At 70.6% G+C, this 24164-nt stretch carries 20 protein-coding genes; 13 read left to right on the forward strand and 7 right to left on the reverse strand.

Annotated features, from left to right (window positions below; all coding sequences use genetic code 11):
- The first annotated feature begins 28 nt into the window (after positions 1-28).
- The 4 genes from O7543_RS04360 to O7543_RS04375 all read left to right on the forward strand — a co-directional run bounded on the left by O7543_RS04360 (position 29) and on the right by O7543_RS04375 (position 4585).
- Positions 29-1186: a hypothetical protein gene (locus O7543_RS04360; protein ID WP_281555055.1), complete on the forward strand. Its 1158-nt coding sequence runs from the start codon at positions 29-31 to the stop codon at positions 1184-1186.
- A gap of 134 nt (positions 1187-1320) precedes the next feature.
- Positions 1321-2496, forward strand: coding sequence for a DUF262 domain-containing protein (locus tag O7543_RS04365; protein ID WP_281555054.1), 1176 nt, complete (start codon positions 1321-1323; stop codon positions 2494-2496).
- A complete protein-coding gene (locus O7543_RS04370; protein ID WP_281555053.1) occupies positions 2493-3641 on the forward strand; it encodes a DUF3696 domain-containing protein in 1149 nt (382 codons plus the stop codon). Before O7543_RS04365 ends, O7543_RS04370 begins: the two co-directional genes overlap by 4 nt.
- A 20-nt stretch (positions 3642-3661) precedes the next feature.
- Positions 3662-4585 (forward strand): hypothetical protein, encoded by a 924-nt coding sequence (locus O7543_RS04375; protein ID WP_281555052.1) that lies wholly within the window; start codon positions 3662-3664, stop codon positions 4583-4585.
- Positions 4586-4695: 110 nt separating this feature from the next.
- On the opposite strand, the gene O7543_RS04380 is transcribed toward O7543_RS04375, so the two are convergent.
- Positions 4696-5088 carry a hypothetical protein gene (locus O7543_RS04380; RefSeq protein WP_281555051.1) on the reverse strand — a complete coding sequence of 131 codons (393 nt, stop codon included), beginning with the start codon at positions 5086-5088 and terminating at the stop codon, positions 4696-4698.
- 64 nt (positions 5089-5152) lie between these two features.
- Positions 5153-6193, reverse strand: a complete 1041-nt coding sequence (locus O7543_RS04385) for a hypothetical protein (protein ID WP_281555050.1) — start codon at positions 6191-6193, stop codon at positions 5153-5155.
- 515 nt (positions 6194-6708) lie between these two features.
- Here O7543_RS04385 and O7543_RS04390 point away from each other — a divergent pair.
- The gene (locus O7543_RS04390) at positions 6709-6915 is read left to right on the forward strand and encodes a hypothetical protein (protein WP_281555049.1); all 207 of its coding nucleotides are present in this window, start codon (positions 6709-6711) and stop codon (positions 6913-6915) included.
- A gap of 769 nt (positions 6916-7684) precedes the next feature.
- Positions 7685-7867 (forward strand): hypothetical protein, encoded by a 183-nt coding sequence (locus O7543_RS04395; protein WP_281555048.1) that lies wholly within the window; start codon positions 7685-7687, stop codon positions 7865-7867.
- A gap of 17 nt (positions 7868-7884) precedes the next feature.
- On the opposite strand, the gene O7543_RS04400 is transcribed toward O7543_RS04395, so the two are convergent.
- Positions 7885-9312: an Nramp family divalent metal transporter gene (locus O7543_RS04400; protein WP_281555047.1), complete on the reverse strand. Its 1428-nt coding sequence runs from the start codon at positions 9310-9312 to the stop codon at positions 7885-7887.
- Between the two features lie 264 nt (positions 9313-9576).
- Between O7543_RS04400 and O7543_RS04405 the strand changes: the two genes are divergently transcribed.
- Together O7543_RS04405 and O7543_RS04410 are read left to right on the forward strand one after the other, a co-directional pair.
- The gene (locus O7543_RS04405) at positions 9577-10536 is read left to right on the forward strand and encodes a hypothetical protein (protein WP_281555046.1); all 960 of its coding nucleotides are present in this window, start codon (positions 9577-9579) and stop codon (positions 10534-10536) included.
- 91 nt (positions 10537-10627) lie between these two features.
- The gene (locus O7543_RS04410; protein WP_281555045.1) at positions 10628-11626 is read left to right on the forward strand and encodes a hypothetical protein; all 999 of its coding nucleotides are present in this window, start codon (positions 10628-10630) and stop codon (positions 11624-11626) included.
- Here the strand turns inward: O7543_RS04410 and O7543_RS04415 are convergent.
- Genes O7543_RS04415 through O7543_RS04430 form a run of 4 tightly spaced genes read right to left on the reverse strand, consistent with a single transcriptional unit; the run spans position 11604 to position 15718 of the window.
- Positions 11604-12878, reverse strand: coding sequence for an adenylosuccinate synthetase (locus O7543_RS04415; protein ID WP_281555591.1), 1275 nt, complete (start codon positions 12876-12878; stop codon positions 11604-11606). The genes O7543_RS04410 and O7543_RS04415 overlap by 23 nt on opposite strands.
- A gap of 17 nt (positions 12879-12895) precedes the next feature.
- Positions 12896-13864 carry a hypothetical protein gene (locus tag O7543_RS04420; protein ID WP_281555044.1) on the reverse strand — a complete coding sequence of 323 codons (969 nt, stop codon included), beginning with the start codon at positions 13862-13864 and terminating at the stop codon, positions 12896-12898.
- 28 nt (positions 13865-13892) lie between these two features.
- On the reverse strand, positions 13893-14903 hold the full coding sequence (locus O7543_RS04425; RefSeq protein WP_281555043.1) for a serine/threonine protein kinase: 1011 nt from the start codon (positions 14901-14903) through the stop codon (positions 13893-13895).
- Positions 14900-15718 (reverse strand): NUDIX domain-containing protein, encoded by an 819-nt coding sequence (locus O7543_RS04430; protein WP_281555042.1) that lies wholly within the window; start codon positions 15716-15718, stop codon positions 14900-14902. Before O7543_RS04430 ends, O7543_RS04425 begins: the two co-directional genes overlap by 4 nt.
- Positions 15719-15937: 219 nt before the next feature.
- Here O7543_RS04430 and O7543_RS04435 point away from each other — a divergent pair, with 219 nt between their 5' ends.
- The 5 genes from O7543_RS04435 (at position 15938) to O7543_RS04455 (ending at position 24152) form a co-directional block, all read left to right on the forward strand.
- Positions 15938-17680 (forward strand): ABC transporter ATP-binding protein, encoded by a 1743-nt coding sequence (locus O7543_RS04435; protein WP_281555041.1) that lies wholly within the window; start codon positions 15938-15940, stop codon positions 17678-17680.
- Positions 17677-19476 (forward strand): ABC transporter ATP-binding protein, encoded by a 1800-nt coding sequence (locus tag O7543_RS04440; protein ID WP_281555040.1) that lies wholly within the window; start codon positions 17677-17679, stop codon positions 19474-19476. Before O7543_RS04435 ends, O7543_RS04440 begins: the two co-directional genes overlap by 4 nt.
- A 46-nt stretch (positions 19477-19522) precedes the next feature.
- Positions 19523-20914, forward strand: coding sequence for a cellulase family glycosylhydrolase (locus O7543_RS04445; RefSeq protein ID WP_281555039.1), 1392 nt, complete (start codon positions 19523-19525; stop codon positions 20912-20914).
- Between the two features lie 287 nt (positions 20915-21201).
- Positions 21202-23163, forward strand: coding sequence for an AMP-binding protein (locus O7543_RS04450; RefSeq protein ID WP_281567343.1), 1962 nt, complete (start codon positions 21202-21204; stop codon positions 23161-23163).
- A 110-nt stretch (positions 23164-23273) separates the two neighbouring features.
- Positions 23274-24152: a metallophosphoesterase gene (locus tag O7543_RS04455; RefSeq protein WP_281555590.1), complete on the forward strand. Its 879-nt coding sequence runs from the start codon at positions 23274-23276 to the stop codon at positions 24150-24152.
- Positions 24153-24164: the final 12 nt, after the last annotated feature.

Genomic DNA, 24164 nt, shown 5'->3' on the forward strand with positions numbered 1-24164 from the left:
ACATTTGGTGACGATGGGGGTGGTGCTCGTGTCAACTGGGGCATGGTGGACGGCGGAAGACGTCGCCAACGTCGAGAAGGACCTGGCCCGGCATCCCAAGTCCGGCCTGTGGAGCTACACCAGTCCGGCGGAGATGGCCCACTGGGTTTTCGCCGATCCGGCCCTGCCTGCGGCTGGGGAGTCGGCGGCACCGAGCGCGGATCCACTCGGTGCCGACCTCGACGAGGCGGCGCGTGCCTCGTGGGCACTCGCCGGCTGGTACATCCGGATGACCGTGCCGAAGCCGATCGAGACCGACGGCAAACTGTGGTTCCTGAACCAGCGGCGGGTACGGGGCCGGTCGCTGCTGCGGGTGACCCTCGGCCGGCTGGAGACACTGTGGCTCTACGAGGACGGCGACGGGATCAACTTCCACCTGGACAAGGCTGCCCTCGATGCGGCCTTCGACACCGGTGTCATCGACGAGGACGCCTGGGTCACCCGGGTCGCCGAATATGAGAACGACCCGTACGACACCCTGCGGGGCGAGAAGATCGGCTGCGTGTGCGACACCGTCGAAGGCGCGTTGTGGGCGCTGCGGCAGCCACCGGTCCTCGCTGCGGCGCGGCTGCTCAACGTCAAGTGTCTGGCGGTCGGCGGCTTCTCGTTCCAACGGCTGCACCGGCCGGAGCGGCTGGCCCTGGCCTGGTCCGCCGGGCAGGTGCACTTCGATTCCCTGATGCCGCAGCCGGTACCGGGGGCGGCGTTCGATCGTCCGTACCGGTCTCCGGTGGTGGACCCGGCGGCGCTGACCGACATCCGGGCCTTCGACAAGCAGCCGTACGTGGCCGGGTGCGACGAGCACGACCGGCTGAGCCGCTGGCTGATCGACACTCTGGCCGCCACCGGTGTTTTGGTGGGCACCGGGCTGGCGAAGGTGCCGGTGGACCTGGCCTGGCAGGACGCTGACGGCCGGCAGTACATCGCGGAGGTCAAGAGCCTCGTCGGTGCCAGCCCGGAGGATCAGCTGCGACTCGGTCTCGGGCAGGTACTCGAGTACCGCCACCGGCTGTCCCTGCTCGACCGGGTGGTCACCCCGATTCTGCTGACCTCGGCTCCGGTCGACGTGGTGTGGCGGGACATCTGCCGGGACAACGGGGTGACCCTGCTCGTCGACGGCGACCGATTCCCGGGACGGTCCCAGTAGAGCTCGGTGGGGCTCGGTCGACTCCGGGTTGGGAACGGGAAGTTCGGGCAGTCGGCTAGGCTCACGGCGGTGGCCCCAGCGCGCGTGACGCTTGGCTGTACTGCTGTGAATCGAGGTGCGCGATCATTTCATCCGTGACCGACGATGTCGTCGAGGAGCTTGACTCCCTCGGCCTGCGCACGGGCATCGAGATCGAGGAGGATCCCGACGCCCGCGAGGGCGTGTCAGGCGAAAGCATCCGTACCCCGTTCGATCCGGAAAAGATCGACGTGGTGACTCGTAACACCACCGTAGACCTGCTGCTGTCCAGGGTGCGGAGCGGGCGGATCGACCTGCAGCCTGACTTTCAGCGGCGCGCGGGCATCTGGAAAGCCAGCAACAAGAGCCGACTCATCGAGTCGTTGCTGCTGAGGATCCCACTGCCGACATTCTACGCCGCCGAAGGCGACGACGAGGTCTGGGCAATGGTCGACGGGATCCAGCGGTTGACCAGCATCGTGGAGTTCATCGAGCCGAAGTCGATCGGGGCGCAGCCGCTACGGCTGCGTGACCTGGAATATCTTGGTACCGAGTACAACGACGCCGTGTTCGCGGATCTCCCCGGTCGGCTGCAGACCCGGCTGCGAGAGACCGAGCTGATCGTGCACCTCATCCGGCGTGGTACGCCGGATGAGGTCAAGTTCAACATCTTCGCCCGCATCAACACTGGTGGACTTCCGCTCTCCCGCCAGGAGTTGCGACACGCCCTGATACCTGGGCAGGCCCGCGACATCCTCCGTGACTGGGCCGGGTCCGAAGTGTTCCGGCAGGCGACCGGTAACAGTGTCCGTAGCGAGCGGATGGCCGACCGTGAGATGGTCCTGCGGTTCATCGCGTTTCAGCTCACCGATCCATACAGGTACGGCGAGGAGGATTTCGACGCCTTCCTGCGCAGTTCGATGAAGCGCCTTAACGCCTTGCCGCGTTCCGAGTCGGACGCGCTCTGGACCAGGTTTGAGAGGTCGATGGTGGCGGCGGCTGAGATCTTCGGGGTCCACGCCTTTCGCAAACGGGACCGCGCAGGTGGTGAGCGGAAGCACCCGATCAACAAAGCGCTGTTCGAATCGGTTGCGGGCAACCTCGCCGCCATGTCGGATGACGAGCTGGATCGTCTTGTGCAACGTCGCAAGGCGGTGGGAGAGAACATTGTTCAGCTGATGGGGGATGTGGACTTTCAACTGTCGATCAGTCAGGGAACCGGTGACCCTGGGCGGGTCCGTCGACGTTTCGCGACGATCCGGGCGGTTCTGCATACGGTCGGTAACTCATGATTGATGGCGTACGGCTGCGCAACTTCAAAGCGTTCCGGGAACTCGAGCTCCGGCTCGGTCCGCTCACCTTGTTGACCGGGGTCAACGCCGCCGGTAAGAGCACGATCATCCAAAGCCTGGCGCTGGTGCGGCAGAGCTACGACGAAGGCATGCTCGACGCCGGTGGTGGGTTCCTACTCAACGGCGACTTGGTGGAGCTGGGTGTCGGGCAGGACGTGCTGCACGAGGACTACACGGATGGGCGAGACGACGCGCCGATCCCGATCATGGTCGGCTGCACCGTCGGTTCCCGTGACCTCTGGTGGCGGGCCGAGTACGAAACCAGTCGGGATCGTGAGGCGGATCTGCTGCGGTTCGCTGCGGGCCAGCCCCTGCCGGGCATCGCAAGGGACGTGGCTGGCGGGCTCCTGGGGAGCGGGTTTCAGTTCCTGAAGGCTGACCGTATCGTTCCCGCCGTCCACTACCCGAAGTCCTACCAGGCGGTTATTCGCAGAGGTTCGCTGGGCGCGCGAGGCGAGCACACCGTCAACTTCCTCAGGGCACGACGTGATGATCCGGTGGCTGCCTTGCCGGTGCGGCATCCCAGGGCGAAATCCACCGGTCTGCTCGACCAGGTCGAGGCCTGGCTGCAGGCGGTGTGCCCCGGAGTCAACCTGATCGCGGAGGACGTGCGCGGAACAGATTTCGTCAAGCTGAGCTACGGATTCGGCGGGACCGCTGGGATCGGTTCGTCGAACATCCGGTACCGGCCGACGAACGTCGGGTTCGGACTCACCTACGCCTTGCCGATCATTGTCGCCTGCGTCGCAGCCGGACCCGGTAGTCTGATCATGCTGGAGAATCCGGAAGCTCATCTGCACCCTCGGGGTCAGACCGCGATGGCGCGACTGGCCACGCTGGCCGTCGCGGCGGGTGCCCAGGTCCTCATCGAGAGCCACAGCGACCATATCCTCAACGGGATCAGGCTGGCGGTCAAGGAGTCGGTCGTCGGCCCGGACAGTGTGGCGCTGCACTACTTCGATCGAGACGATCACGGCAAGATCGAGACGAGCTCGCCGCAGATTGATGTGGACGGTATGCTCTCGCGGTGGCCCATCGGTTTCTTTGACGAATGGGACAGAGCACTCGATCGCCTGCTTGACTGACCCTGATCTCGGAGTCCACAGTGCCGCTGCTGTTGGTCCTGAACGAGCTTTCGTACCGTGAGGTCAAAGCGCGCTACGATGATCTCTCTGACGCGCTGCACAAACTGGTATCGGTGCTGCGACAGGCACGCCGGCACCGCACCGACGTCGCCCTGGTCACCGAGCGTCAGTTCATCGATCTTCCGATGTCGGATGACTTCTCGCTGCGAAGGTGGGCTGCGGATGGGCGCAACGCCGATGCGCTGCGGTACATCAGAAGCATGCGCAACCGGGCACCGTTCCGGGCGGTGGTGACCACAAGCGCTGACTCAGAGGCGGAGTATTTCCACGCCGGTGTTCCGGCAGACGGCCTCGGGGTTGCCCATCTGATGGGCGGACTGGCGCTCAGCCTGCCGCTGGAGGCGAAGTGGGACCACGGCGTGCTGCCACTCGTGCAACGGACCCTTCGCGAGACGGCTGCTGGTGATGTGGTCCTCGCCGACGGCGAGGCGTCCGTGCGCCACGCCTTCTCAGCAGGCCACGTCGATGTTCATCGGGAGTGGATGTGCACTTCCGCCCTGACCGGCCTGATCAGCCCTGGTGATCTGTGGGACGCCCGTGAGGACGTGTTTCCGCACCTGCGTTTCCTCGCCCGCGTCGCTGATGACCTGCACAAGCTTCCCGCCACGGCGCTTGACGCGGTAAAGGTTCGGCTGGCAGAGCTGGAGTTGGCCGCGGCTGAGTGGAGCGCTGCGGGCGGCCCCTTACCGAGCTGGCGCAGCAAGGTGACGCCGGACAGCGACAGTCGTAAACCTTTGTGCTGGTTCACCGACGACGAGGACGGCGAGCGCCGCCTGTTTGACCTGCATGCGCGGTTCACGCCCGGCCCGGGGCGGCTGCACCTTCGGCTCGACAGTAGCCGTAGAGCTCTCGTGATTGCTTATATCGGACGCAAGCTGGTGTAGCTGGCGCTGATCCACCTCCTCGCGGTGGCTGATCCACTGCGCCTCACCTACGCGACACGCCGATGGACAGTTTGCTGAGGCGCATTGGATCACGAGTCGGACCGGACGCCTCAGCTGCGCTCGGCGCACTCGTCGATCACGCGCTGGACCTCGGTCATCCAGATCGCCTCATTGCTGCCGGAGCGCTTGTAGGGTGCCCGCCGCGCCATGGCGAAGAAGCCGCCGGACGGCATCGACGGCCGACCGTCGAAGCCCTGCTGTACGACCAGCGCGGAGATCAGCCCACGGCCTTCGGCGTGCTCGCGGCGTGACGCGTGCTCAAGGATGTGTGGCAGCGGCCCCTGGTGGTAGGGCACCAGAAGACCGTCAACGGCGAGCCGCTCGCTGAGCTGGCGGTAGGTGATCAGCGCATCCTCGAAGCGCCTCGCTTGCCGGGCAAGATCCCGAAGTACGTCGATGCTGAGGTCGACAGCTCGGTCGAAGTCTGGGTCACCAACACGCATCCGTCCATCGTGCCGTCGTGCCGGCAGCGTGCCATCGGGGGATCGGTCGGCCTGCCGCGTCGGATCAGGTGTCGACGCCGACGCGGGCGGCGAAGGTGCGCAGGTCCGGCAGAGACCGGTGGCGGTCGCTCGACAGCAGGTCGACGGTCAACCGCTGGGCCCAGGGCCGGTAGCGGACCTCCTGCGGCGCGGTCTGCTCGGCGGCGAGCAACGCCCGGTACGCCTCTGCGTTCGCGCCTCGGCCGTGCAACGCCAGCGCGGTGTCCTGCCAGTAGCGGGCCCGACGCTCCACGGTGCCCAACTGCTGCGGGGTGATGGCCCGAGCGCATTCGACCGCTGCGCCGAAGTCACCCAGCGCTCGGCAGACTCCGATCCGGTACAACGCGACATCGACGCTGCCGAAGGCGGCCTTCAGGTCCGCTCGCCGGGTGGCCTCGTCCGCCTCGGCGAGTAGATCCAGAGCGGTTTCCCGCTGGTCGCCGAGTGCGGCCGTGTAGGCGGCGGTGGCGAGCAGTCGTCCGTACGCGGTGACGTCATCGCGTTGCCGCAGCCCGGTCGTGGTGTCGAGCGTCGCCGCTCCGGTGAGCACGACCTCCTGCGCGGTGTCGCGGTGCCGGGTCCGGCGGAGCACGATCGCGGTGATCCGGGCATGTTCGGCCTGCAGCAGCGGGTCCCCGCAGGCCCGCGCCGTCTGACCAGCCCGGTCCATGATCGACCAGGACATGCCGTCCTCGTGCAGCTTGATCAGCACCTGTGCGGTGAGGTGGTACGCCTGGGTCGCCAGGGCGGTGGCCGCACATCGTCGGTCATCGGCGGCGTTCGCGGTGACCGTCGCCGCGCCGGTGACCAGCTGCGGTAGGCGGGTGGCGAGTCGCGCGTACCGACACGCCTGAAGGTCCGCCGACGCGGCGGCCAGCGTGGCGCGCAGCTCGACCGGGCCGACAGGTGGGGTGGTGCTCGGCTCCGCGCCGAGGAGCAGGCCCGACAGCCCCGCCGCCAGCTGCGGCGGGCGGGCAGTGGCGTGGCCGGTAGAGCCTGGGCCCGTGGGGATGGCCGCACCGGCGAGCCCCGCCAGACCGCTCAGTACCGCGCGCCGTCGGATCACGTCCTCTCCCGTCTCAGGCCAGGATCGGCTACCGGGAAGCCTAACGATCGAAGTGGACCCGTGGTGGCTGGCCGACGTGCCAGAGTTGGTCAAGCCGAACAGCTCCGGTGGAATGTCGAACACGTCGGCGAGCCGTCGTAGGGCGGACACGTCGGTCAGGCGCTGGCGGCCGCGTTCTATCCGCGACAGGCTCGCCGCGGAGTAGCCGCAGCGTCGTCCTGCCTCCGCGAGGGTCAGCCGGGCGGCCGTGCGGGCCAGCCAGCCGGATCAGGTTGCCGTAGTCGCCGGCTGCCGCCGCCCGACGTGTCTCGGGAAGGCCAGCCCACCGGCGGTCGCCGCTCATCGCAGTCTCCCACCATGGTCACGCTCGGTATTGCCTCCACTGTGCAACGGACGTGCCAGCGCGTGCAAAGCGCTTGCGTATCCGGTAACGGGGCGTGTCGGCGCTACCTGGTCGCTGCTGTCCTGGAAGGGCGGCGGTGATGGCGCCGGACGGTGGGTGAGGAGCGAAGACAATGGACCAGTCGGATCAAGGTCGACCTGGCCTTCGCCGGGTCGCTGTCGTCAATCGGACACTTGGCGTGGGCCTGTTCGGCGTCGTGGCGATTGTCGTCATCATGCTCGTGGCCGGTGGCTCCGGGCGATCGGCTGCGGTGAGCGCGATCGGCGGGATAGTCGCCGCGCTGGCCGGCCTCGCCGCCAAGTACCTCCGTCAAGGATGAGCCGGGCGTCATAGATCCACCACTGATGGTGATTGCTGGGCTGCCCGGTGGGCGGAAACGGTCCGCGTGGTCGATGCGCATTCCGTCGCTCTCGGTACGGAAAGCGATCATTTTTCGGCAGCAGCCGGTGGGATGGCCTTGCGGAGCTGGGGGCGACCATGAGCCCGAGATCGGGGCCCATCTCCGGAGCGAGGACGACACGAACGGCGCATGACCGAAGTCTGAGCGTAGTGGGGATATAACGAGCGGAGCCGCCCCTGGCAGGTCGATGATGTTGGCAGGTGTCCATGACGGCAGCCGCCGCGGCCAGTGCCGAGACCGCCAGGATCGATACGTGGGTGCGCGACCGCAACACCGGTGCCCGGGTGGCTGGCGTATGCGTGTTCGCGACCCCGGTCCGGGTGTTCAGCATTCCAGCGCAGTGCCGGCCGAACAGCGGCCGTACCGGTCGGGTGTCCATCGATGTACCAGGGCCCGGCTCCTACCACCTCTTCGCGTTGCCGGCTCCGGGCAGCCCGTACGGCGCGCAGTGGGTTGGACCGGACGGCGGCACCGGGGTCCAGTCCGGGGCCCGCCGCGGTGTGGTCGGTGTCGCCGGGCGTGCCCAGGCCGACCTCGTCCCGGCGGTCGTCGGCACCCCGGACCCGGCGACCTACCGGCTGCGGCACGGCGGCGAGTTGACCGTTCACATCCTCGACGAGCCGACGAGCCGACGAGCCGACGAGCGCCGGCCGGCAACTGGTCCTGTACAACTCCGGATCCGGCGAGCATGTCGGGTCGGTGGCGATCGGCGACGACGCCACCTGGGGATTTATTGCGGGTCAGCGGCGGGCAGCACGTCAAGATCCGGTGCCGCTGTACGGGTGGCGACCGCTGGTACGGCGGTTCGGACTTCGCCACGGCCGCCTCGGTGCGGGTCCGTCGCCGGGACTGGTTGAACCTGATCCTGTGAGTCGGTGCCGGACCGGGTCAACCGATCCGGACTCCGACCAGGCTCAGCAGGTAGACGACGGCGAAGGCGCCGAAGAACACCCCGGCGGTGCCGAGCGCCACCTGGCTGGTCCACGACGGCCGTACCCGTGCGGGGAGCCGGCGGTTGACGTACAAGGTGAGGCCGACGACGACGGGGGTGTGCGCGGCGGCGATGATACCGCCGACCGACAGGATCTCGACCGGGTTGCGGACCAGCAGGAACAGCACCAGCGGGGCGAGAGTCATGGCGACCGCGACATAGGTCAGGTAGACCGCCCGTGGGTGGCGGCTCAGGCGGGCCAGCCTGCCGGTCTGTTCGCCGTCATCAGCCGGTTCGTCGTCGGATCGGCCGGCGGTGATCAGTCTGGTGGCGTCGGCGTACGTGCGCGCCCAACCGTCCTGGTTGGCGAAGATGGTGCCCCAGAGAGCAACCACCACACAGGTCAGCAGCAGCACCTCACCGAAGGTGCCCCACAGGTCGCCGAGCAGCGCGGTCAGGTCGCGGGCGACGTCGACCCCGTCGGGTACCCGCCCCTGCGGGGCGAGCAGTTCGGCGCCCAGCACCAGGAAGGAGACGATGACCAGTCCACCGCCGGCGACGCCGAGCGCGGCGGTCCGGCTCATCGTCCGGGTCCAGCCGCGTACCCGCTCGATCCGCTCGTCGCCGCCGACCTGCCCGTTCGAAGGCACATCGTCGCGGGCCCCGGCATCAGTCTGATCCGTCGACGAGGACGGGCCCGTCGGCCCGCCGAAGCCACGCGCCGCCACCCAGTAGGAAAACCACATGATGCCGACGGCACCGGCCAGGATGAATCCGACCCAGGGCAGCACGAAGTACAGGTCGAGGTCGTCCGGCACGCCCGGCACCAGGCCCGTCGCGATGTCGCCGCTGACCGTGCTGGCCGCCGCGGTGATGGCTGCGCCGACCAGGACCAGGGCCATCACGGCGGTGATCCGTTCCACGCCCTGGTAGCGGCCGGCCAACACCAGTGCCCCGGAGCCGAGGATGACGGCGCTGGCGTAGACCGCCTGTCCGCCGGGCAGCGCCACCATGAGCGCGCTGCCGACCAGGGCGGCGATACCGGCGATGGTGACCACCCCGGCGACGATCTGCGGCACGAAGATCACCCAGATCGCCCAGTTGGCCAACCCAGGTACGTCGCGGAAGCCGTCGAGCAGGGTGCGGCCGGTGGCAACGCTGTACCGGCCGGCCTCCCGGATCATGATCCACATGAAGACGGTCACGATCAGCGCCAGCCACAGCAGTTCGTAGCCGTACCGCGCGCCGATCCGGGGGGTGAACAGCACCGAGCCGGAACCCACCGACGACACCATCCACAGCAAGCCGGGCCCGTACCACCGGAGCTGGCCCCGGCCGGCCGGGACGGGGGTGGGCTGTTGGCGCAGAAGGAAGGCGGTCGGCACGGTGAGTTTCCCTGGGTCGTGTTCGAGCGGAGGGTCGGACCTCTCCGGACCTACCCACGCACCGGCCGGCGACACCTGGATGACGGACACTCGTCGACACGCCGGCTGTCCGGGCCCTCGACGTCCCCGACGATCATCCATGCGCGTGGTAGGCCTTTGATTACTCGACGTGCAGGAAGGATTGGCAGGTGGGCAGTGACGAGCAGTAGGCAGTGGTTTCCGGATGCCCGGTCGGGTGTCCGCTCCGGCCACACTCGGCGGCTGTTGTCGGTTGCGGCCGGGGTAGCGCTGGCAGTGGTGATGACCAGCGGCGCGGCGGCGGTGCCAGCCTCGGAGAGCGACGTTGGTGCCGCCATCACCACCCGGGTGTTCGACCGGGCCACCAGCGAGCCGGTCAAGGGCGTCTGCGTGCTGGCCATGCCGGTGCCGACGTTCAGCCTGCCGAACGCGTGCCCGGCCCGCAGCGGCGGTGGTGGTCGGGTGACCGTCGACGTGCCGGGGCCGGGGCAGTACAACCTGTTCGCCCTGCCGAAGCTGGACAGCCCGTACGGTGCCCAGTGGGTAGGCCCGGACGGCGGCACCGGCAGGCAGCAGGACGCCCGGCGGGTCACCCTCGCCGCTGGCGAGACGAAACGGGTCGCACAGATCCTGCTGGATCCGCGCGCCACGATTAGCGGCGTGGTCGACCACTGGGCTGGGGACCCCGCAGGGCTGATCTCCATCGCGCAGCCGGAGCTCGACGTGCACCAGGAGCCGCGATCCGTGCCGGTTGACGTCGACGGGACGTTCGACATCGACTGGGTCGGGCCGTACGAGTGGCCGTTGTTGTTCCGGCCGCAGCTCGACTGGGCACTGTGGAGCGGGCAGGTTGGCAATCGACTTCTTGCCGAGACGGTTCCCGCGGTCGTCGGCGGCTCGGCCGACCGGTACACGTTCCGCACGCTGCAGTTCAGGGGAGCTGCCTTCGGAGTCCAGGTCAGCAGCTTGCCGACTGGCCAGGCGGGGCGGGTCGTGTTCTACAACAGCGCTACCAGGGACGTGATGGGGGTAGGTGAGTTCGACGGGGGGAAGAACGCAGCTCGTGCGCGAGTCGTCGGTGGCCAGCAGGTCAAGGTCGAGTGCCACTGCCCCGACGGGACACGCTGGTACGGCGGGACCGACTTTGCCAGCGCCACGCCGATTGCCGTGGCCTACTACGAAGGCATCAACCTTGACATGCGGTAGCGCGGACAGACGTCCTTGAATAGGGAGTGACGACATGGCAGGCAGCAGCAGGGGATCGTCTGGTGAGGTGCATGGCCAGCACCATCAGAGGGTGACCAGGTTCCGGATGACAGGTGTGGCGGTCGTGATCGCAACCCTCGTCGTCACCATGGTCGGCGGGCCACCGGCGCGTGCCGCCGCCGCACAGTCTACCGAGGCGTACATCAAAACCTGGGTGTACGCCCGCGACACCGGCCTGCCGATGAAAGGCGTCTGCGTCATCGCCGTTCCCGCGCGAGGCACCTTCAGCTTCCCGGACGGGTGCCGGCCGAAGAGTACCGGACTGGGGCGGGTGAACGTGCCGGTGGCGGCGCCCGGGTCGTACAACCTGTTCGCGTTCGTTCCGCCCAGCACTATGTACGGGTCACAGTGGGTGGGGCCGTCCGGTGGCACCGGGACACAACAGTCGGCTCGTTTGATCACCGCGTCGGTGCCAGGTGAGACCAAGACCGCCCCGACGATCTTCATTGATCGGCGTGGCTCGATTCGGGGTAAGCTCCCGGCACCGGAGGAGATCCCGCCCCCAGGGCAGGGCGGCACCGTCGGGATCGTCGCCCCGGAGCCGGAGAACCGCTGGCAGCCCTACGCCTCCGGGATCGCTTCCGACGGCAGTTTCAGCATTCTCTGGCTCGGCCCGTACGAGTGGCCGCTGCTGTTCCGGATCCCCGGCCATGCAGACCAGTGGAGCGGCGGTGGCGGCAACCGACTACGAGCTGATCTGATCCAGGCCGCTGTACCGGGCAATTCGCCTATCATCGACTTCACTGTCAAGCGTGGCGTATCCGCCATCGTCAACTTTCCTGACCCGCCGGCGGGCTCGGACAATCGGGTGGTGCTGCGCAACGTGACCACCGGTGAGTCGGTGGGCGTCGGATCACTCGGCTCCGGTTCCAAGGTGCGGATCCGGGTCGTCCTGGGGCAGCAGGTCAAGATTCAGTGTCTCTGCGGCGGCACCACCAGTTGGCATGGCGGCACCGACTTCGACAGCGCCACGCCGGTAGTGATCACCGGCGGCGGGCCGACCGAGGTCACCTTCCTGCCGCCGCAGTGAGCCGGGCGGCCTTGTCGTCGGTGGTCGGGCCGTGCGAGGTCAGCCGCACCGGTACGCCGAGCGCCGCCTCGACCGCCGCCACCCAGGAGTCCGGGTCGGGCTCCGGGTCGGTGGCGTACCGGGGTCGGCTGGTCAGCAGCCGGGCGGTCAGCGCCGCCTGCCGGTCGAGGTCACCGGGCGGGCCGGTCGGCAACCGGTCGGTCCAGTCGTACGCCGCGCACAGCCGTAGCCGGTGCGCGCCGACCAGGTCCAGATGGGTCAACGCGAGGGCGTCGACGCCGCCGGTGACGTCGAGCGCGTACCGGTGGGCGACGGCGTCGAAGTGGCCGAACCGGAACCGCCCCTGCCAGGCGTTGGTGCCGTTGTGCCGCTCCGGCGGCCGCAGCGCCGGGTCCTCGGTGACCAGCGGGCCCGGCCCGTGCCGGGGGGTGAGGGTTCGCAGCACCCCGAGCCGGGTCACCGTACCGGGCATGCCCGCCTCGGCCAGCAGCGCGTCGACGTTGCCGTACGTCGTGGTGCTCCACGTGGTGTACGGGTGAAAGCCGTGCCACTCGTCGAGCAGCACCCCCTGAGCGCCTTCGAAGACGACGGTTCCGGCGCGCAGTAGCCGGGTCGTCCATGACCGGTCGACGATCGACACCCGCCGCGCGAACGCGGTGAACGCGGTGACGGTGTCCGCCACCGGCGGGGCGTCCAGCGGCCCCAACTCGGCGGTGAGCCGGTCACGCAGCAGGGTCAACCGGTGTCGCAGCAGTCCTTCGTCGAGGCAGTCGCCGACCCGGGGCGCGGTGTCGGGGTGGGCGAGAGCGTACGACATGCTCTCGCCCACCCCCATCCCGCAGGAGCCGTGCCGGTCGGCCCCACGGGCGATCTCCCGGGCCTGGTTCGCGGCCCGGTGGTACGGGGTGGCCAGCAGCGCCTCCCGGTCGACGGTCACCCGGTCCAGTGCGTCGGGCAGCCCGACCCCGGCCAGGTGCGTCGCCTCGCCGGCCAACGCCAGCGGGTCGACGACCACGAACCGGGACAGGTGCGTCGGTACGCCGTGGAAGGTGCCGGCGCCGAACTGGGCGAAGGTGTGGGCCCGGCCGTCGGGCAGGACGACGTTGTGTGCGGCCTGCCCGCCCCCGTTGAACCGGATGACCGCGTCGACCGGCCGGCTCGCGCACAGCCAGTCGACGACGGTGCCCTTGCCGGCGTCGCCGTAGCCGAGGTCGACCACGGCGACGTGCCGGCCGGTCGGGTCCCCGGTCATGCTGCTGGTCACCGGGTTCACAGCCGGGTCACCCGGTCGGCGTGGCCCGAGGCGGCCGGCAGGGTGCCGCGTACCGCGGGGGTGCGGCTGCTGCCGATGCGGGCGAGCGCCCGCGACACGGTGGTGGCGGCGTCGCCGGCACCGACGTCGCGCAGGTCGGCCAGGGCGGTGTCGAGGTCGCAGGCCTCTTCGCCGAGTGCCACGGTGGTGGCGATGGTCTCGCAGACCGCGTCGAGGTCGTCGAGTTCGACGGCGTTCTGCCCGAGCAGGTCCCGCCAGAAGTCGAGGATGCGGCGGTTGCCGGCGTAGTGGCTGCCGGCCGGCATCAGGTAGTAGGTGTCCCACCGGCGACGGACCTCGTCGACGACGGCGCTTAGCGGGACGTCTTCGTTCAGGTCGTCCCCGATGAACTTCCGAACCTCGCGGGCCTTGACCTTGGGGTACGCCATCTCGTCGCCGATGACGAACAGGTAGCCGCGCTTGCCGCGCCGCTCGTGGCAGTCGATCGACGTGTGCCGGGCCATGAAGTACATGGCGAGCTCGTACGACTCCATCATCTGCCCGCCGCCACCGCCTTCGAGCACGATGTTGCCCAGGTGGTCGTCCATCCGGTTGTCCGACTCGAACTGGCCGATCTGCAGCGGCACCCGGTCGCAGGTCGCGTCGCCGATCGCACCGAACAGGATCTGCGGGTCGGTGACGTAGCCCTTGCGCAGCAGCAGGCCGAGCAGCTGCGGCAGCTTCTGCTGCAGCGTCCGGGGCACGCCGCCCATCGATCCGGTGACGTCGAACAGGACGGCGACGGCCAGCGACTGCGGGTGTTCGGCCGAGTCGCGGCTTTCCCGGGCGGTGACGCCGCGCGGGTCGAGGGTCGGGTGGACGGTGCGGGCGCCGCCGTCGCTGTAGGCGAACGCGCTGGCGCCGGTGGCCTTGCGGTAGGCGCTCGCGGCGCGGTACACGTCGGTCGACCAGGCTCCACTGCCCATGTCCGGCCTCCTTCGAAGCGGGTGATTCTTAACGGTGATTGCGGTCGGGGATGGTGAACGGCCGGAACCGGCGGCGGCCCCAGAGCCGTTCGAGCAGGTCGTCGAATTCGGCGAGCAGCCGCCACGCGTCGTCGGGCCGCTGCCGCAGCGATGCCAGTTGGCAGCTGCCGGTGAACCGGCGCATCGGTTCCGGTGCCTGACCGCCGGTCAGCCAGTCGAGGCAGCGGGCGGCCATCGCGAGGTCGGTGCCGGGCCCGGGACTGCGGCGTCGGCGGATCTCGTCGGGGTACCAGTCGGCGTACGCCGGGACCAGCGCCGGCACCGGCGTTGCGTCGATGCTGGCGTAGCACCAGTCGACCAGCACCACGCCGTGCTGGTCGGGCTCGATGAGGACGTGGTCGGGCAGCACCGCGCCGTGGACCAGCCCGGCGCGGTGGGCGAAGCCGAGCGCGACCAGCAGCCGCCGCCACATCCAGGCCGCGTCCCGGGCGTCGACCCCGTCCGGGTACGCCCGGCGTACCTCGGCGAGGCTGCGTAGCCCGGCGGCGGTGCCCAGCACGGTGACCTGCCGGACGGCGCCGGTGCCGGTGTCGCGGTGCCGGAACTCGTCCGCCACCCGGGGCACGTACGGCAGGTAGCGGGGGTCGCCCTGCTCGGCGAGCCGGGTCAGCGCGGTCGCCTCCCGGGCGATCAGATCGTTGTTGGCCGGATCCCGGGGCACCTTCACCAGTTGGTCGTCGCCGTGCCGGTACAGGTCGGCGAGGTCGCCGGTGTAGCGGGCGGTCCGGTCCACGACGTACCGGTGCCGGCCGGTGTCGATGGTGACGGTGTCCCGGCCGTCGGCGAGGTGCTCCCGCCACAGCTCGGTCAGCTGCATGAACGCGGCGGTGGCGCGCGGGTCGGGTGTGGCCGCCCCGGCGGTGTCCGGGTGCAGCAGCCGGGCCAGCTGGTGGTAGCGCCCGGTCGTCTGGTCGGTGCCGAACACCTCGGCCGGGTGGTGCGCGGTCAGGACGAGTTCGATCGCCTCGGTCACGGTCACCTGACCTCATCCTCCCGGGCGGGTCGCAGCAGCGCCGGGTGCAGCAGCCGGGCGTCGCCGGCCCGGTAGATGCGCGACCGGGGTCCGCCGCGTGGGCCGCCGCGTTCGGTGGTGGCGCCGACGCTTTCCAGGAAGCCGGGTACGGAGAGCACCTTGCGGTGGAAGTTGCCGGCGTGCAGTTCGACACCCCAGACGGTCTGGTAGACGCTGCGCAGCTCGCTGACGGTGAACTCGTCGCCGACGAACCGGGTGGCCAGTGGGGTGTACTCGAGCTTGGCGCGGGCCCGGTCCAGGCCGTCGACGACGATCCGGGCGTGGTCGAAGGCGAGTCGCCGGCTGGTGCCGGGCAGTTGCCGCACCGGCCGGTCCGGGTCGGCCCGTTCGGGTAGGCCGAGCGCGTCCACCGGCACCCAGGCCGCTGCGGCGGCGTCGCTGCCGGCCGCCGGGTCGGGCAGCTCGGGCGCGAAGGCGAGGTACGCCACGGAGACCACCCGCATCCGCGGGTCCCGCTCGGGTGCGCCGTAGCTGGCCAGCTGCTCCAGATGCACCCGGTCCATCGCGGCGGCCCGGCCGGGCCGGGTGTCCAGCCCGGTCTCCTCGGCCAGCTCCCGGGCGGCGGCGGTGGGCAGGTCCTCGTCGGGCTGGACGAAGCCGCCGGGTAGCGCCCAGGCCCCTTCGTGTGGCGGCGCGCCCCGCCGCACGAGCAGCACGTGCAGCTGTGCGTCGCGGATGGTCAGCGCCACCACGTCGACGGTCACGGCGACCGGCGGGAACGCCCGGGGGTCGTAGCTGGCGAGGAACTCGGCCTCCGACATCGCGGTCCTTCTCGTTACTAGAAAGTCTCTGATTAAGAACAACTCAATCTGAGAATAACCTATCTCATGGTGGACCGGATGTCACCCCAACGTGGCGACTGTCATGTCCGGTGCCGGTGATCGACGATGGAGCCCGGTCGCGGCTTAGGTTAGCCTCGGCTCACCGGTAGCCGGTCGGTGAGCCGGACCGTCACCGACCCCGCCGGAGAGAGACCTGCCGTGCCCGTACCCCGACCCGCCCCGCTGACCACGGCCCGGCTGCTGCGGCGCACCCTGCGCCGGCACCGCGGCCGGCTCACCGCCGGTGTCGTACTGCTCAGCCTGCACCAGGCGGCCGAAGCGGCGGTACCGCTGGCCATCGGACTGATCGTCGAGCAGGCCGTCGCGACCGGCGACTGGACAGCGCTCGCGGTCTCGGTGGCCGGACTGGCCGCTCTGTTCACCGTCCTTACCTTCGCCTGGCGGTTCGGTGCCCGGCTGACCGAGACCGCGATCCACCGGGAGACCCACCGGCTCCGGGTGGAGGTCGCCGGGCGCGCACTCGACCCACGCGGGCACCGCACCGGGCTTCGCTCCGGCGAGCTGCTCGCCATCGCCGCCGCCGACGCCGAACGGACCGCGTTGATCATCCGGGCCGCCACGGTCGCCGTCGCCGCCGTGGCGGCGCTGGCGGTCTCGTCCGTGGTCCTGCTCACCATCGACGTGCCGCTCGGCCTTGGTGTCCTGCTCGGCGTGCCGGCGCTGGTGCTGGCCCTGCAGGCGCTCGCCCCAGTGGTCATCCGGCGTACCGGCGCGCAGCAGGCCGCCGCCGGGGCGACCACCGCGCTCGCCACCGACCTGGTCAACGGGCTGGGTGCGCTGCGCGGATTCGGCGCGCAGCGCAACGCGGCCCGGCGCTACCGCGAGTCGAGCCGGCACACCCTCCAGGTGACCCTGCGGGCGACCACCATGGCCGGCGTCTACCAGGGGATCACCGCCGGTGCCAGCGGGCTGCTCCTGGCCGGCGTCGCGGGCGCGGCCGGCGCGATGGCGGTCCGGGGCCGGATCGGCGTCGGTGAGTTCATCACCGTGGTTGGTCTGGCCCAGTTCATCGCCGAGCCGGTCCGTGTACTCGGCTTCTGTGGTCAGCTCGCCGCCGCCGCGCGGGCCTCGGCCGAACGGGTCGCCCGGGTGCTCGCCGCGCCACCCGCCGTGCTGCCCGGCCAGCGTCCGGTGGCCCGGCCGCAGCCGGTGCGCCTGGCACTGACCAGGGTCAGCCACCGCTCACTGCGCGACGTCGACCTGCGGCTGGCGGCGGGAGAGCTGCTCGCAGTGGTGGCGTACGAGCCGCGCGACGCCCAAGCGCTGCTCGACCTGCTGCGCGGCGCCGTCGCCGCCGACGACCATCGGGGGACGGTGGCGGTGGACGGCGTACCGGTCGCCGAACTGACCCTCGACGGCCTGCGCGAACGGGTCCTGGTCGAACCGCACGACACGGCGCTGTTCGCCGGCACGCTGCGCAGCAACCTGCTGATCCGACCCGGTCAGACCGCGGATCCGTTGCCGGCGGCGGTCGGCGCTGCCTGCGCGGACGATATCGTCGCGGCGCATCCCGCCGGGCTCGACCATCCGGTCACCGACCGGGGCGCCAGCCTCTCCGGTGGCCAGCGACAGCGGATCGGGCTGGCCCGGGCGCTGGCCGCGGACCCGCCGATCCTGGTGCTGCACGATCCGACGACGGCGGTCGACGCGACAACCGAGGAACGACTGGCGGCCGGTCTGCGGGCGGCCCGCCACAGCCGTACGGTGAATCCGGCAGTCGAGCCCGGAGCACCGGCCACCCTGGTGGTGACCAGCAGCCCGGCGTTGCTCAGCAGGGCCGACCGGGTCTGCGTCCTGGCCGCAGGTCGGGTGGTGGGCGTCGCACCGCACCACGGTCTCGTCCGGACTGACCCGACCTACCGCGCGGCGGTGCTGCGATGACCGGTCCTGCCCGCGACCGGCTGCCGACCGCCACCGGCGCGCGGACCTGGCTGGTGCTCGGCGGGCAGCTGCGCCGCGCCGGTGTGCTGAGTGGATCCGCGCTGGTGACCGTCCTGGCGGCCAGCGCCAGTGGGCTGGTCGCACCCTGGGCGCTCGGTGTCATGGTCGACGACATCCGAGCCGGCGTCGGCACCGGCGAGGTGGTCCGTTCGGTGGTGCTGATCGTGCTCGCGGCCACCGTCGGCGCCGTACTGACCGGCATCGGTGCCGCGCTGGTCGCCCGGACCGGCGAGACCGTGCTCGCCCGGCTGCGCGAACGGGTGCTCGACCGCGCTCTGCACCTGCCCGGTCAGACGCTGGACCGCACCGGCACCGGCGACCTGCTGGCCCGGGTCGGTGACGACGTGTCGGTGGTGACCCAGGTGATCACCGACACCGCGCCGGTACTGGTGTCCGCGCTGCTGACCGTCGGGCTCACCGTCGCCGGACTGTTCGCGCTGGACTGGCGACTCGGCCTGGCCGGGCTGACCGCGGTGCCGATGTACCTGCTGGCGCTGCGCTGGTATCTGCCCCGCTCGGGACCGTACTACGCCCGGGAACGGGTCGTCACCGGGGAACGGTCCCAGGCGATGATCGGCGCGTTGCGCGGCGCGGCGACGGTCCGCGCGTACCGGCTGGAGGCGGCGCATCTCGCCGAGATCGAGCAGCGTTCGGCGGCGTCGCGCGACCTGTCGGTGTCCGTGCTGCGGATGTTCACCCGGTTCGGCTCCCGGCTCAACCGGGCCGAGTGTGTCGGCCTGACCTCGGTCCTGGTGGTCGGCTTCCTGCTGGTGCGGGCGGACCTGGTGACGGTCGGGGCTACCACGGCCGCTGCGCTGTACTTTCACCGGCTGTTCAATCCCCTCGGCGCACTGGTCGCCGAGTTCGACCAGGTCCAGCAGGCCGGGGCCAGCCTGGCGCGACTGGTGGGGGTGGCCGACCTGCCCCCGACGCCGGCCGCGACCGGGCCGGTCGTGCCAGCCGACACCGGGATCGAGATCGACGACGTCAGCCACCGGTACGAGGACGGCCCGCTGGTGCTGCGCGACGTGACCCTGCGTGTCGAGCCGGGGCAACGGGTGGCGCTGGTCGGGGCCAGCGGCGCGGGCAAGAGCACCCTGGCCGGCGTGGTCGCCGGCCTGCTCCGGCCGATCGCGGGCACGGTCCGGCTCGGCGGGGTGCCGGTCGCCGGGCCGGACCGTGCCGGTCACCCGGGGCTCGCCGGCAGGATCGCGCTGGTCAGCCAGGACGTGCACGTGTTCGCCGGCCCACTGGCCGAGGATCTGCGGCTGGCCCGCGCAGACGCCACCACCGACGAGATCACCGATGCGCTGGCCACGGTCGGCGCGCTCGGCTGGGTCCGGGCATTGCCGGACGGCATCGACAGCGTAGTCGGTGAGGGCGGTCACCAGCCGACCGCCGCCCAGGCGCAGCAGCTCGCCCTGGCCCGGCTGGTGCTGGCCGATCCGGACGTGGCGATCCTCGACGAGGCGACGGCTGAGGCGGGCAGCGCCGGGGCGCGGGACCTGGAACGGGCCGCGTTCGCCGCGACCGCCGGCCGGACGACTCTGATCGTCGCGCACCGGCTCACCCAGGCCCGGCGGGCCGATCGGATCGTGGTGCTCGACGCCGGCCGGGTCGTGGCCTCGGGTACGCACGACGAGTTGATCGCCGCCGACGGCGACTACCGGCGGCTGTGGGACAGCTGGACCGGCGGTCCAACCTCGACGGTTGACCTTACTGAAGATCCCGTTTAACGTCGCACGTCGATATGTTGTGCCCGCTGACCTGAGGGAGGGCGTCGTGCGTCGTTGGAGATTTGTCGTCGCAGTCGGAGGACTAGCGGCGGCCGTCGTCGGGGCGGTGGCCCTGCTCGCGCCGTCGGCCAGCGCCGCCACTGCGGCCTTCGTGAAGGTCAACGACTGGGGCAGTGGCTACGAGGGCCGGTTCACCGTCACCAACGACACGGCCGGCACCATCACCTCCTGGCAGGTGGGCTTCGACCTGCCGGCCGGCAGCCGGATCAGTTCGTCGTGGAACGCGCGGTCGACCACTGTCGGTAACCGGTACACATTCGACAACGCCAGTTGGAACGGCACCATCGCGGCCGGCGGCAGCACGACGTTCGGGTTCATCGTCGTCGGCAGCGGCACACCCGGCAACTGTACGGTCAACGGGGCCGACTGCGCCGGCGGACCGGCTCCGACCACCCCGCCGCCGACGACGGCTCCACCGACGACCCCACCGCCGACCGGCACCACGCCGGTCGCGATCAACGGCCAGTTGCGGGTCTGCGGGGTCAACCTGTGCAACCAGCACGGCCACCCGATCCAGTTGCGCGGCATGAGCACGCACGGACTGCAGTGGTACGCCCAGTGTCTTGACGATGCCTCGCTGGACACGCTCGCCACCGACTGGCGGGCCGACGTCCTGCGGATCTCGATGTACATCCAGGAGGGCGGCTACGAGACCGATCCGCGCGGCTTCACCGACCGGGTGCACGGACTGATCGACGAGGCGACCGCCCGCGGCATGTACGCCATTGTCGACTGGCACATGCTGACCCCGGGTGACCCCAACTACAACCTGGACCGGGCGAAGACCTTCTTCGCCGAGATTGCCCAGCGGCACGCCGGCAAGCCGAACGTCCTCTACGAGATCGCCAATGAGCCGAACGGAGTCGGCTGGGCCGGGATCAAGAGCTATGCCGAGCAGGTCATTCCGGTGATCAGGGCGGCCGACCCGGACGGCGTCGTGTTGGTCGGCACCCGGGCCTGGTCGTCGCTGGGCGTGTCGGAAGGCGGCAGTGAGGCCGAGGTCATCGCGAATCCGGTGGCCGCGACCAACATCATGTACACCTTCCACTTCTACGCCGGGTCGCACCACGACGCGTACCGCTCGGCGCTGTCGCGGGCGGCGGACCAGCTGCCGATGTTCGTCACCGAGTTCGGCATCCAGACCTACACCGGCGACGGAGCCAACGATCTGGTCAACGCTCAGTTGTGGATCGACCTGCTGGAATCGCGCAAGATCAGCTGGGTGAACTGGAACTACTCCGACGACTTCCGCTCCGGGGCGGTCTTCCGTGCCGGTGTGTGCGGCAGTGGCTCCTACGCCGGTACCGCCCCGCTCAAGGAAGCGGGCGTCTGGATTCGGGAACGGATTCGCAGTGCGGACGACTTTCCGACCCGCTGAAAGCCGGCATTAGCCACCGAGCGGGAGTATTCGCGTTCGGCCGGTGGCGCCGTGTCGGCCGAACTGGAAGGTCGTCACGGCGCCCCACCGCCTTTCCGGCATGTGCCGGATAGGAACTATGTGGCGTAGGGGAGTGGGAGTACGTGTTGTCGGAAATAGTCGTCACGCAAAGTTAGATGTTTTCACCTCCGCCTATTTGGCATAACCTCTCTGGGTGATGGTCCGATCGCAGTGAGTTTGTGGTCGTGTCGATCGGCGGCGCGCCGTCGCCAGGGGAGGACAGCGGAATGGCATCCGAACGTGTCCAGGCCAGCGACGGGACGGCGGCATCCACCCGGGTGGCCCCGACTGTGGCGACCTACCGCACGTCCTGTGCCGGCGGCCGGACGTCGATCGACGAAGCCCAGGCGGCCGTTTTCGGTGCGCTCGCCGCGCTGGAGACCGCAGCCCGGTTGGACCGGCCGGTGCCGATCCGGTCGACCACGGCGACGCTCGGCCTCGACCTGGTCGATCCCCCTGAGCAACTGCGCCATCTGGCCGGACCGGCGGTCCGCTCCTGGCTGTCCCGGCGGCTGCGCCCGGTGGACCTGCTGCCGGAGCGGCGGGACGCCCTGCTGGTGCGGGCGACCACCGGGGTGGCGGCCCCGCCCGGCCCACCCACCGCCCGCATCGACTGGCGGGTCACCGCGAACCACCTGACCATCCACGCCAGCTGCCCCGGCGGGGACCCGTGGCGGCACTGCCTGCCGGCGGTCGCCGAGCTGTACGCGGAGGTGCTGCGCGAACTGGTCGACGAACCCGGCCAGGCCAGCTGGCGCACCGCCGGCATCAGCGGTGCCTCGCGTGACCTGCTCCTCGACCGGTACGCCGGTCGTCGGGTGGACCGTGGGCCGTTCCGTCCGCTGTCCCTGCTGGTCGAGCAGGCGGTGGACCGGCATCCGGGGCGGGTCGCGGTCAGCGGCCCGGGGGGCCGCCTGACCTACCGTGAACTGGACGACGCCGCCAACGGACTGGCCGCGTCCCTGGCCGAGGTCGGTGTACGGGCCGGCGATCCGGTGCCGGTACTGCTCGCCGCCGGCCCGGCGCTGTCGGTGGCCAGTCTTGCGTTGCTCAAGATCAGGGCCGTCCACGTCACCGTCGACCCGCGCTGGTCCCCGGCCAGGCTACGGACCGTGCTGGCCTCGGTGCCCGGTGCGCCCGTGCTTGCCGCCGCGCCGCCCGGGGACCCGGCGCTGTCCGGCGCACGCGTGATCGACGTACGGCCGGGTCAGGTCCCGCCGTCGCCCCGGCGCCCGGAACCGACCGGGACGCCTGACGACCCGGCGCACGCCCTGGTCACCGCCGCCGGGGACGGGGTGCCGCGCTGCACCGTCAGTCGGCATGTGGCACTGACGGACCGGGTGCACTTCATGACCCGCTTCTTCGCCGTCACCGGCGGCGAGGTCGTGCTGCCGGGCGGCCTCGGGCCGGGTCCGGCCGTCGGCAACCTTATCTGGCCGTTGACGACCGGTGGACGGCTGGTGCTGCCGCCCCCCGCCGCTGGTCGGCCGGATCTGTCCACCGTGGTCGCCGTCGTCGCGGCCGAGCAGGTGACGATGATCGAAACAGAGCCGGACACGCTCGACGCGATGGTGGCGGCGATTGAGCGGGACGCTGCGGTCGCCGGGCGTCTTGCCAGCCTGCGGCATGTCGTGGTGCCGGGTCCGGGACTGCGGCCGGCAAGCGCCCGCCGGCTGCGACGCCTGCTACCGCAGGTCGAGGTCAGCACCGGGTACGGTCCGGTCGGGACGGCCGCCGTCGCCTACCACCGGGTGGGCGAGACAGACGGTGACGTCATCCCGGTCGGTCAGCCGGTCGACAACTGCCACCTGCTCGTCGCCGACCATCGGCTGCGGCTGCTGCCGCCCGGCGCCACCGGCGCGATTCTGATCGGTGGGGCCGGCGTCGGCCCCGGCCGGCACGGCACGCCATGGCGCGCCGCTGCCGGGTACGTCGCCAATCCGTTCACGGAGATCCCGGGTGAGCTGCTTTACCACAGCGGGGACCTGGGCCGCTTCGACGAGGACGGCCGGCTACACCTGGTCGGCCGGAGTGACCGCCGGACCAGCAGCGACGAGTCAGCCGAGCGATCCGGGGTGACCCGGGCCGCCGGGCCGGAGCCTGAGGGCCGGCGGCGTGGCGAGAACCGGGAGGTGGTCGCGGCCAGCGCGGGCGTCGCCGGTCGTGGTGGGGGCCTCGGACCGGGGTGACCCCCGCCGACGTCGATCGGCGGGCGGGCTACCGCTCGGCGGCCGCGTACCGGATGATCGATACCGGCGGTGGACCGGAGACGGAACGCGGACGGGAGGCGGCCACGGTGATGGTACGGCAGATCGGCGGCGACGGGGAGGCCACGGGGACGGCACCGACGCTGTGGGCGATCAGCGACCTGCACATCGCGTACCCGGAGAACCGCCAGATCGTCGCCGACCTGGCGGCGCCGGCGCCGCAGGACTGGCTGATCGTCGCCGGCGACGTCGCCGAGACGATCGCCGACGTGCGGTGGGCACTGGCCACGCTGCGCGAGCGGTTCGCCGAGGTGATCTGGTCACCGGGCAACCACGAACTGTGGACCACCGCGCACGACCCGGTACAGCTGCGCGGCGTGGAGCGCTACGCGCACCTGGTCGACCTCTGCCGGTCGCTCGACGTGCGAACCCCGGAGGACCCGTACCTGATCTGGTCCGGTGCCGGCGGACCGGCGGCGGTGGCACCGTTGTTCACCCTGTACGACTACAGCTTCCTGCCACCGGGCACCGGCACCAAGGCGGAAGGGCTCGCGTACGCACACCGCACCGGCATCGTCTGCACCGACGAGGCGATGCTGCACCCGGACCCGTTCCCGACCCGGGAGCAGTGGTGCTGGCAACGGCTGGCGGAGACCGAGGAGCGTCTCGCCGAGGTGGGACCGCAACTGCCCACCGTCCTGATCAACCACTACCCGCTGGTGCGCACGCCAATGGACGTGCTGCACTACCCGGAGTTCGCCATGTGGTGCGGCACCGACCGGACCGCCGACTGGCACCTGCGGTACCGGGCGGCGGTGATGGTCTACGGCCACCTGCACATCCCGCGCACCACCGTCTACGACGGCGTGCGCTTCGAGGAGGTGTCGGTGGGCTACCCCCGGGAGTGGCGTCGCCGCCTGGCGGTGCCCGGCCAGCTGCGCCGGATCCTGCCCGGCCCGCAGCCGGGCTGATCAGCCGCCGGT

The organism is Solwaraspora sp. WMMA2080 (assembly GCF_027497395.1).
GTDB lineage: Bacteria > Actinomycetota > Actinomycetes > Mycobacteriales > Micromonosporaceae > Micromonospora_E.